The sequence below is a fragment of the Streptomyces sp. W16 genome (genome assembly GCF_033194735.1).
Taxonomy (GTDB): domain Bacteria; phylum Actinomycetota; class Actinomycetes; order Streptomycetales; family Streptomycetaceae; genus Streptomyces.
The window spans coordinates 20,881-31,390 of the sequence record NZ_JAWOAI010000049.1; the positions used below are offsets into that span (position 1 = coordinate 20,881).

The 10,510-nt window shown below is 72.7% G+C and carries 2 protein-coding genes; both read right to left on the reverse strand.

From position 1 onward, the window contains the following. Positions 1-6: 6 nt before the first annotated feature. On the reverse strand, positions 7-9,291 hold the full coding sequence (locus R6V09_RS09520; protein ID WP_317880915.1) for a non-ribosomal peptide synthetase: 9,285 nt from the start codon (positions 9,289-9,291) through the stop codon (positions 7-9). Continuing rightward, a partial coding sequence (locus tag R6V09_RS09525) for an alpha/beta fold hydrolase (protein WP_317880916.1) occupies positions 9,291-10,510 on the reverse strand: 1,220 nt, incomplete at its 5' end. The genes R6V09_RS09525 and R6V09_RS09520, both read right to left, overlap by 1 nt.

The following is a 10,510-nucleotide window of genomic DNA, read 5'->3' on the forward strand; positions in this document are numbered from 1 at the left end:
GCCTCCTCAGGATCGTCCGGCGGAATGGGGCAGGGCGGTGCGCGGTGCGGGTGGCGGTGCCGCGAGTGCGGTGGCGATCGCCTGTACGTGGGGTTCCGCGACGAGTTCGTAGTGGGTGGCGTCGAGGTGGTGGAGGCGGTAGGGGTCGGGCAGGTGGGCGTCCCATGCGCCGGGCGCGGTCGGTTCCGGGGCCAACAGCCCTTCCTCCACGGGGCGTTCGGCGAGCCATACCTCGGCGGGTGTCCGGTCCAGCCGTGGCAGCCGGTGTTCGGCCATGGCCGCGAGGTTGGTGCGGCAGCAGTGCGCGAGGCGTTCGGCGTAGGCGCGGCCGGAGTCCGACAGCGGTCCGCCGCCGTTGCCGCTGAGCTCGCGGGCGAACACGGCGTCCACCTGCTGTTCGTCGTAGGCGGCGAGGCGTTGGCCGGCGCCGGGTGGCGGTGGGTCGAGGAGGTGGACGCCGTCGACGGGCCGGCCGTCGGCCTCGGCGAGTGCCGCCATGGACAGGGCGGTCCAGGCGCCGAACGACCAACCCGCAAGGCGCAGGCGGTAGTTGGGGTCCGGGAAGGCGGCCCGGACGGCCTCCAGGTAATGCGCGGCCCGGTCGGCGATCGACCGGGCGGGCAGTCCGGGGTCACGCAGTTTCGGGTCGGCGATCAGACAGACAGTCGGCCCGGCGGGGAGCGCCGCGACCAACGGGCGGTAGGCCTGGATGTCGCCGCCGACCGGATGGACCAGGCACAACACGTCCGGGCCCGAACCCCGTTGCCACACCTCGACGGCGACGGAGGCGGACGCGCGGGTGCCGGCGTCGAGATGACCGAGGATCTCGGCGAGGCTCACCCGGTGGCTGAGCCGGGACAGGTCGATGTCGGTGCCGTGGCGGCGTTTCACCTCGTCGATGAGTTCCAGCAGGGTGAGCGAGTCGGCGCCCAGGTCGTACAGCGCCGCCTGGGGGTCGACGGTGTCCACGCCGAGGAGGTCGCGCAGGATCTCGGCGAGGTCGGTGGCGGGGTCGACGGGTGCGGGTTGCGCGGAGTGCGCCGGCCTGGAATCGGCGACGGGCTCGTGCTCGTGTTCGTAGAAATAGTGAGCTTCCGCATGGGGCGTGGTGTTGACCATCAGGTGCGGCAACTGCAGGTGCAGGGCCCGCTCGAAGACCTCCGCACCGTCCTCGGGGGTGAGTGCCACCCTCAGGTGTTCCTGGTGGCGGGCGTCGGTGGTCAGGGCGTGTTGTGCCATACCTACGTCCCGCCAGGCGTCCCAGCCGATGGTCATGCGGACGGTGGCGTCGTCGGCGCCGGGGGGCGTGTGGTGGGCGTAGGCATCCAGGCAGGCGTTGGCCGCCGCGTAGTCGAACTGCCCAACTCCCCCGAACCTGGCGGCCATTGACGAGCAGTAGGCCGCGTAGTCGGGGTCGTGCTCCGCGATGATCCGCTCGACGAGCAGGGCGCCGCGCAGTTTGGCGGCCGTAGCACGGCGGGCGGTGGCGGGGTCTCGGCGGACGAGGAGTCCGCCGGCGGCGGTGCCCGCGGCGTGGACGACACCGGCGAGGCCGTCGAGGTGCGGGGCCAGCCGGTGCGCGACCGCCCCCAAGTCGTCGGTGGCGAGGTCGGCCGGGACCAGCGTGACGCGGTCCCGATGGTCCCGTAGCGCGGGCGGTGTCCCGGTCCCCCGGGCGACCAGGACCACACGGTTGCCGGGGTGTTCCAGGAGACGGGCGGCCAGGGTGGTGCCGATGCCGCCGGTGCCGCCGAGCACCAGGTGGGTTCCGGGTGCGGCCGTACGGACAGCGGCCGTTGGGGACTCGGGGGCGTGGACCGGCTGGAGCCTGCGCTGCCACCAGAAGCCGTCGCGCAGTCCGGTCGACAGTTCGGTGATCGTGTCGTCCAGGAGCAGGTCCGGCAGCTGGGCCGCCCACTCGGCCGGGCGCGGTCCGGGCAGGTCGGTCCAGCGCAGGGTCACGCCCAGTTCCTGCCGGGGCACTTCGAGGGCGGCGGCGAGCAGGCCCGCCTCCGGGGTACGGACGGGGCCGGTGACCGGCTGCGCCCCGTGGGACAGCAGCCAGGCGCGGGGCCGTTCGGCGTCCGGGACCTGGGCGAGGGCGCGGGCGAGCGCCGCGACGGTGTCGAGGCAGGCCCACTGGGCCGTCTCCAGCGCGCGGTCGTCGAGGCTGCCGTCGAGGGCCAGGGGCAGGGTGTGCAGCCAGTCGACGCCGGGGCCGGGGTGCTGGGCGACCTCCGCCAGCACGACGCCGAGCTGTTCGGTATCGGAGGGATTGGCCTCGTAACGGTCCTCGTCCAGCCGGGTGAGTCCCTGCCCCGCGCGCACGGTCACCACTCGGACGTAGTGCCGTTCCAGGAACCGCCACGCTCTGCCGTCCGCGTCCGGTGCGGTGACCACGACGGCGGTCCGCCGTGGCTGGTGGGCGCCGGTGCGGGCGCGGCGCAGACGTGTCCACAGCGGCTGGTGCAGCCACTGACCGGCGGGCAGCCGCCGCGGGCCGACCGACCACGCGGAGTCGGACTCATCGGTCCCGGCCAACCGCACGGACTCGGACGAACCGGTCGCGGTCGACCGCGCGGACTCGGGCTCGGGTCTGGTCTCGGTCTCGGTCTCGGGCTCGGGCTCGGGCTCGCTCTCGGTCTCGTCGGTTCTGGGCGCGCGCCGAAAGTCGTACTCCGCGGTGTCGAAGGCGGGCGGTGGGAAGTCCCAGGGTGCGGGTGCGGAGCCCTCGGGCCATACGAGCGTGTGTCCGGCCGCCCATGCCTCGGCGAGGACTTGGGGGTCCCGATCCCCCACCGGTAGCCCGGTCTGTGCGTGCGGCTCGGTAATCTCCTCCACCTCGCCGAGCGCGTCGAGCCACGCGGCGGCGGAGGTGATGTCAGGGCAGACGGCCGCCGCCCGGTGGCCGAGGGCGGGCCGTCCGGCCTGGAGGTGGCGCAACACCTGTGGATAGGTGTCGGGGTGCGCTCTCAGGTAGGCGGCGATACGGCGTCCGTCCGCGCGTACGGCGGACGCGGAGCTGCCGGACAGCACCAGGCACGGCACACGCTCGGACGGAACAGAAACAGGACCGGGATCGGCATCGGGATCGGGATCGGGATCGGGCAACTCCCTTCGTTCCAGCAGCAGATGGGCGTTGGTCCCGCCGATGCCGAAGCTGCTGACGGCGGCCACTCGCGGAGTGTCGGACGGCCAGGGTTCGGCGGTGACCGGTATCCGGAACGGCCCGTCCTCGATCTCGGGGTTGAGCCGGTCGAAGTCCGCCGTCGGCGGGATGATCCCGTGGTGCACGGCGAGCACGGCCCGCACCAGTCCGACGACGCCCGCGGCGGCGCCCAGGTGCCCGATCTGGCTCTTCACGGAGGACAGCGCCACGCGCGCGTCGTCCGCGAGCCCGTACGCCTGCCGCAGCGCGGCCGTCTCCACCGGGTCCCCGAGCCGGGTACCGGTCCCGTGCGCCTCGACGTAGCCGAGGTCGGTGCCGCTACGGCCGCTGCGGTGCAGGGCGGTGCGGATCGCGGCGCGTTGTCCGGCCAGGGCGGGGGCGCTGTAACTGAGCTTGTCCGAACCGTCGTTGTTGATGCCGGAGCCGGTGACGACGGCGTAGACGGTGTCGCCGTCCCGGCGGGCGGCGGCGAGCGTCTTGAGGACGACGACGGTGGTGCCGCTGCCCCCGACGGTGCCGGCGGCGTCCTCACTGAAGGGTCGGCAGTGGCCGTCGGGCGAGAAGATGTGCTGCGGCCGGTAGGTGTAGCCGTCGGTCAGGTCGGTGTCGACGAGGACACCGCCGACGAGCATCACGTCCGCGTCGCCCTGCCGGAGCAGTCCGGCGGCCACGTGTACGCCGACGAGCGAGCTGGAGCACGCGGACTGCACGGTGAAGGCGGGCCCGGTCAGTCCGAGGTGGTAGGCGGCTTTGGTGGCCAGGAAGTCCTTCTCGTGGTGCAGCGCGAGCCGGAAGGTGTCGGGGAGTTGGGCCGGTTCGGCCTCGCGCAGCATGCGCTGGAAGTAGGTGTTCTCGCCGCAGGCGGCCAGGAGTCCCACCCGGTGGGCCGCCGGGTCCGCGATGCCTGCGTGGGCGAGTGCCTCGACGCAGTTCATCAGGAGGTGTCGTTGCTGGGGGTCCATCAGCCGGGCCTCGTGCGGGCTGATGGTGAAGCGGCCCGGGTCGAAGGCGAGCGGCCCGGCGAGCTGGCTGCGGGCGCCGACCCGGCCGTCGGTCGTCGGGAAGTGCTCGATGCCCCGGCGGCCGGAGACCACCAGATCCCAGAAGGCGGCCAGGTCGGGGGCGCCCGGCAGTCGTACGGCCATCCCGATCACGGCGATGGGTTCGCCCACGGGTCGCGGCGCGTCAAGGGGCATCGAATCCGTAGTCTCCGACGCGCGTCCCTCGACGAGGCGGGCCAGCGCTCGCAGGCTGACGTGCTCGAACAACTCCGGTACGCCGAAAGCGAGTTGGTCCTCGCCCGCGCAGCGGAGCTGGAAACGCATCAGGTCCAGGCTGGTGGCGCCGGCGTCGAAGAACCGCTGCTCCACACCGATCGCCTTGCCTGTCACCGTCTCGAACAGGGCGGCCAGCCGTGCTTCGAGAGGTGACAGGGTCTGGACGGTCGCGCCCGCCGGGCGAAGTTCGCGGCCCTGGGCGGTGAGTGCCGCCCGGCGGTCCAGTTTGCCGCTCGGGGTGCGCGGCAGTTCCGTCAGACGGCGGAACCGGCTGACGCGCACATAGGCAGGCAGCAGCCCGGACAGATGGTCGGCGAGGTCCTTCGGGTCGGGGTCGCCGCCCCGGCACTGCAGACAGGCCACCAGCAGGCCGTCCGCCACGGCCGCGACCGCGTGGGTGATGCCGGGAAACTGCAGCAGCGCGGCCTCCACCTGGCCCAACTCCAGCCGGTGTCCGCCGAGTTTGACCTGACTGTCGTCGCGGCCGGCATAGTGCAGCAGGCCGTCCGTGTCGAAGCGTGCGAGGTCGCCGGTGCGGTAGAGGGTGCCGAGGTCGGGGTCGTCGGTGAAGCGGTCGTGGTGCGGTGTGTCGTCGCCGAGGTAGCAGCGGTTGGCCATGAGGCCGCCGATCAGCAACTCGCCGGTGACGCCAGGCGGGACGGGGTGGCCGCCCTCGTCGACGACCCGCAGGACGGCGTTGGCCACCGGCCGTCCGATCGCGGGGCGCAGCGGCCAGGCGGCGGGATCGCCGTCGAGGCAGAGGGCGCTGACGACATGGGTTTCGGTGGGGCCGTAGTGGTTGAACAGGCGGGCGTCCGGCAGTCCGGCGAACCAGCGTCGGATCGCGTCCGTGCACACCAACTGCTCCCCGGCGGTGACGACTTCGCGCAGCCGGGACGGGAACTGCCCGGTGCGCACGCCGTGTTCGGCGAGCAGTTGCAGGGCGACGTAGGGCAGGAAGATCCGTTCCGCTCCCCCGGTCTCCAACTCCCGCAGCAGGGACGGGACATCGTGCCGCCAGGCGGGTTCGATCAGGCGCAGCAGACCACCGGAGCACAGGGTGGTGAAGATCTCCTGGAAGGAGACGTCGAAGGACAGCATGGAGAACTGCTGGGTGACGGCGGGTCCGCGCAGGCCGCCGTCGGTTTGCTGCCAGGTCAGCAGGTTGCACAGGGTCCGGTCGGAGACCTGGACGCCCTTGGGGGCGCCGGTGGAGCCGGACGTGAACAGGGTGTAGAGCGGACGCGCTCCTTGATGGGCGGGAGTTTCGGGCCCGGCGGCGGTGGCGGTGTCCGCGAGGGTCAGGACGTGCCGCGGCAGGGATGCCGGCGCGATCGCGGCGAGGGTGTCCTCGTCCTCCGGTGCCACGAGCACGCACAACGGGTCGGCCCGGTCGAGCACGTGGCGCAGCAGGGGCGGTGGATAGGCGGGGTCGAGCGGTACGACGGTGAGGTTGAGGCGGGCCGCCGCCAGGAGGGCCACGATGTGTTCGACGGAGGGCCGGAGATGGAGCGCCACGGCCGCCGGGGTGGCGGGATCGGCGGGGAGTCGGGCGGCCAGGACGGTCGCCAAGTGGGCTGCCTGGGTGTCGAGTTCGGTGTAGCTGAGGGACAACTCGCCTGTGGTGACGGCTGGTTCGTCCGGGGTGCGGTCCACTTGCCGGGCGAAGCCCTCGGCGACGGTGGCGAAGTCCGTTGCCCGCGTGGGGCCTTGGCCGTGGTCGGGCAGGGTGCGGCGGTAGTCGGCGACCAGTTCGTGCAGGGTGGCGTCGGTGTTGCCGGTCAGGTGGTCGAGGGCCTGGCGGAAGAGGCGGGCCGCTGCCTGGGCCCGTTCGGTGCCGAGGTCGTCGCGGTACTCCCACAGACAGTCGAAGCCGCTCTCGTGCTCCACCACCGACAGCGTGAGGGCGCATTTGGCGCCGAGCGGCTCGGGCCACATCGGCCGTACGTCGCAGCCGTCCAGTCGCAGCGCGGAGAAGTCGGTGTTCTCCAGCACGAACAGGTAGTCGAACAAGGGGGTTCGCTCGCCGAAGGCGCGGTCCGCGAGGACGTCGGCGAGGGCGACCTCCTGATCGCGCAGGACGGCACGCACCGCGTCGGCGTGGGACGAGAGCTGGACGTCCAGCGAGCGGTGCGGCTCCATCGGCAGGTCGAGGAGCACGGTGTTGGCGAACATGCCGACCGTGTCGGCGAATTCGGGCCGGGGACGGTTCGCCACCGGCGTGGCGATCAGCGGGCGGCCCTGTCCGGTGACGCCGTAGACGCTCGCGGCGAACGCGGACACCAGCAACTGGAAGCGGGTCAGGCCGAGTTGTGCGGCGCGGCGGTCCAGTGCGCTGCGGCGGACGACGTCGAGCGTGATGCGCAGCAGGCGAGCCCGTGGCGTGTCGGGGAGCGGCTGGGCGGGTGACGGTTCGCCGTCGCGGCCGTAGTGGGTGCGCAGCCGTGCGCGCCGGTTCGCGTAGGCGGGACTGGTGTGCCAGGTGCGCTGCCAGTGGGCGAGGTCGAGGGGTGTGAGGGCGGAGGGCGGCCGGGTGCCGTCGGTGGTGCAGGCGTCGGTGAGGTCGCCCAGGAGGAGGTTGAGCGACCAGCCGTCCACGGCGACATGGTGCAGGTGCAGCAGGAGCAGTCCGCCGTCGGCCTGTGGCACCCAGGCCGCCCGCAGCATCCGAGTGTCGGTGAGGTCGAAGCGGTGGTCGAAGAACCGGTCGGCGGTGTCCTGCCACTTCTCTCCGGGGTGGGCTTCGAGGCGTTGCCACGGGTCGTAGGGATCGCCGGTCCGCTGGAGCAGCCCGTCCGGGGTGGGCACCAGCCGGGTGCGCAGGGCGACATGCCGTTCCACCAGGGCGCGCACCGCGCGGTGCAGCGCCACCGTGTCGACCCGGCCCCGGACCCGGAAGGCCAACGGCACGTCGTAGGACCGGTCTTCGGGCTCCCGCTGGTGCAGGAGCCACAGCCGTTCCTGCTCACTGGTGGCCGGTGCGGTCGTTTCGCCGACGGGGGCGGGTACGGGTGGGTGTTCTCCTACGGCCGTGTCGGCGGCGTCGACGGCGTCCGCGAGGGCGGCGAAGTCGGCCCGCAGGACCAGGTCGTGCGGAAGGTCGACGGCATAGCGGTCGAGGATCTCGAAGCGGAAGCGCAGCGCCTTCAGCGAGTCGCCGCCGCTGGCCGCCCAACGGTCCCCGGGCCGCAGCCCGTTGACGGCGAGGATGTCCTCGGCGACCTCAAGCACCCGCCGCTGCCCGGCGCTGACTGGCGGCGCGCCGTCGCCTTCGGGTGTGCCGCGCCACGGGCTGCGGGCACCGCGCAGCAGCGCCTCCCGGTCGACCTTCCCGTTGGCGTTGCGCGGCAGTTCGGCGACGAGGTGGGTGTGGTGGGGGCGCATGTACGAGGGCAGGGTCGCGGCGAGGTGGCGGTCGTAGGTGTCGTAGGAGAGGTCGTCGCCCAGGACGAGGAAGGCGAGCAGTTCGTTGCGGTCCTCGGCGTCGCGGCGGGTGCACACATAGGCCTGGCGGACGGCCGGCTGGGACAGGATCTGCCGCTCCACCTCGCCTGGTTCGATCCGGAAACCGCGCACCTTGACCTGGCGGTCGGCCCGGCCGACGTAGGTGATGCGGCCCTCGGTGTCCTGGCGTACGAGGTCGCCGGTGCGGTACCAACGCCCTTGCCCTGCGCGCTCGTTCGGGAGTCGTACGAAGCTGTGGGCGGTCCGCTCCGGGAGGTTGCGGTAGCCGCGGGCCAACGCCGGGCCGGAGAGCAGGAGTTCGGCCACCTCACCCGGTTCGGCGGTGCGGTCGTCCTCGGTGCGCAGGTGTACGCCGGTGCCGGGGAGCGGGGTGCCGATGGGGATCGTGTCGCCGGCGAAGTCGCGTGGGATGGGGTGGCAGAGGGCGAAGGTGGTCGCCTCGGTCGGCCCGTACACGTTGTGCAGGACGGTGCGGGCCCCGGGGTTGGTCTCGTACCAGCGGCGGACGATACGGGCGTTGAGCTGTTCGCCGCCGACGAGGACCTGTCCCAGGGTGGCGAAGCAGTCGGGGACCTGCTCGACGACCGCGTTGAAGAGTGCCGTCGTGATGAACAGTGTGTCGACGCGGCGCTCGTCGAGGGCCCTCGCGAGTCCGGGCGCGCTGTGCACCTGGCTGTCTTCGAGCACGACACAGACGCCGCCGGTGAGCAGCGGGACCCACACCTCGAAACTCAGCGCGTCGAACGCGGGGTTGGCCAGACAGGCGAGGCGGGCGCCGGGCGGCAGGTCGAGGTACCCGGGCCGCGCCAGTCGCAGCACTCCCTCGTCGGTGACCTCCACGCCCTTGGGGTGTCCCGTGGAGCCGGAGGTGTAGAAGACGAAGCCCGTGGCGGTGTCGCCGGGGTGTCCCGCGGACACGGCGGGCAGGCCGGAGCCGTCACCGCTCAGGAGCAGGCCCGCGTCCAACACCGGAATGTGAGCGGACAGTTGGGGACCGTCTCCGTGGACGACGACGGCGACGGCGCCCGAGTCGTCGAGGATGTGGCGCTGTCGGTCGGGCGGGCTGAGGCGGTCGAGCGGGACGACGGTGGCTCCGGCGCGGCGGATGCCGAGCATGACGCAGACCAACTGCCAGGAGCGCGGCAGGTGTACGGCGACGGCGTGCCCGGGGCGTACTCCGGCAGCGCGCAGCCGCGTGGCGATCCGGCCGCTGAGCCGTTCGAGTTCCGTGTAGTCGAGGAGCCGGTCGCCGGCCTCGACGGCGGTGGCGGCGGGGGTACGGCGGGCCTGGGCGAGGACGGTCTCGGCGAGGGAGGCGGAGCGTGCGGGGGTCGTGTCGAGCGGTGCCGGGTAGACGCTGCGGGCTGGTCGGAGGTCCATCACGCCTCCCGTATCGGCAGGGCCAACTGGGCGGTGTGGTGAGCCAGTTCGGCGCCGAGCAGGGTGCCGACCCGGGCCGCTCCCGCACCCTCCAGGATCTCCCAGTGGTCGCACTCCAGCGTCTCCACCCGGAACGCGCCCTCGGCGCGCCGCCGCCAGAAGACACGGACCTCGGCGTGGAAAGGGGTGTCGGTGCCGTCCGGCACGGCCTGGGCCAGGACCAGACGAGCCGGGGAGGCTGCCGGAAGGTGTTCGCGGGCGGTGAGCCGGTTGTGGTTGTAGAGGTGGAAGTAGCGGTCGACCTGGGCGTCGTCGATGCCGGGGTACATCCCGTTGAACCTCACGAGTTTGTCGCGGAACTCGATCGCGTCGACGGCGCCGATCTCCGCGCGGGCGGACGCGTCGTCGGTGGCCTGGGTGTCCAGGAGGACGACACTGACCGCGCGGTGTCCGGCGGCGGCCAGGAGGCGTCCCATCTCGTGGGCGACGAGGCCGCCGTAGGACAGGCCGGTCAGGACGAGCGGGTGCTTGCCGAGCGGTTCCAGGAGGCGCAGGTATGCCTCGGCCATGGCCTCCACGCTGGGCAGGAGGTCCTCGCCGGGGTTGACTCCCGGGGACTGGATGCCGTAGAGCCCGACGCTTTCGGGCAGGAGGGTGGCCAGGGGCAGGTAGCAGAAGGCGGTGCCGCCGGCGGGGTGGACGCAGACCACGCGCGGGCCGGTGCCGGGGCGGAACTCGATGAGGCTGCCGGGGGCGCGGGCGGTGCCGTCCTCGCGGAGCAGCGCGGCCAGGGCCTCGATGGTGGGGCGCGTCATGACCTCGCCCACGGGGAGCCGGCAGCCGAAGGTCTCGGTGACGGCGTGGGCCATCTTGATGGCCGACAGTGAAGTGCCGCCGATCTCGAAGAAGTTGTCGCTGACGCCGATGTCGGGGTGGAGCAGGATGCGCTGCCATATTCGGTACAGGCCGTGTTCGACGTGATCGCGCGGGCTGGCCGTGTTGACCTGGTCGGAGGTCGACTCCTGGGCCAGGCGCAGGAGTTCGGGCCGGTCCAGTTTGCCGCTGCGGTTGAGCGGCAGGGCGTCGAGGTCGAGGAAGACGGCGGGGATCATGTAGTCGGGCAGCCGGCGGGCGAGGGCGGTGCGCCAGTCGTGTGCGGTGCGGGCGGTTGCGGTGCCGCGGCCGATGCCGGCGACGAGCCGGGGCTGGCCCGTCGCGA

What these genes read in the sequence shown, in the direction of transcription:
- R6V09_RS09520 (WP_317880915.1), bottom strand. Translation starts at nt 9,291, where the DNA reads ATGGACCTCCGACCAGCCCGCAGCGTCTACCCGGCACCGCTCGACACG.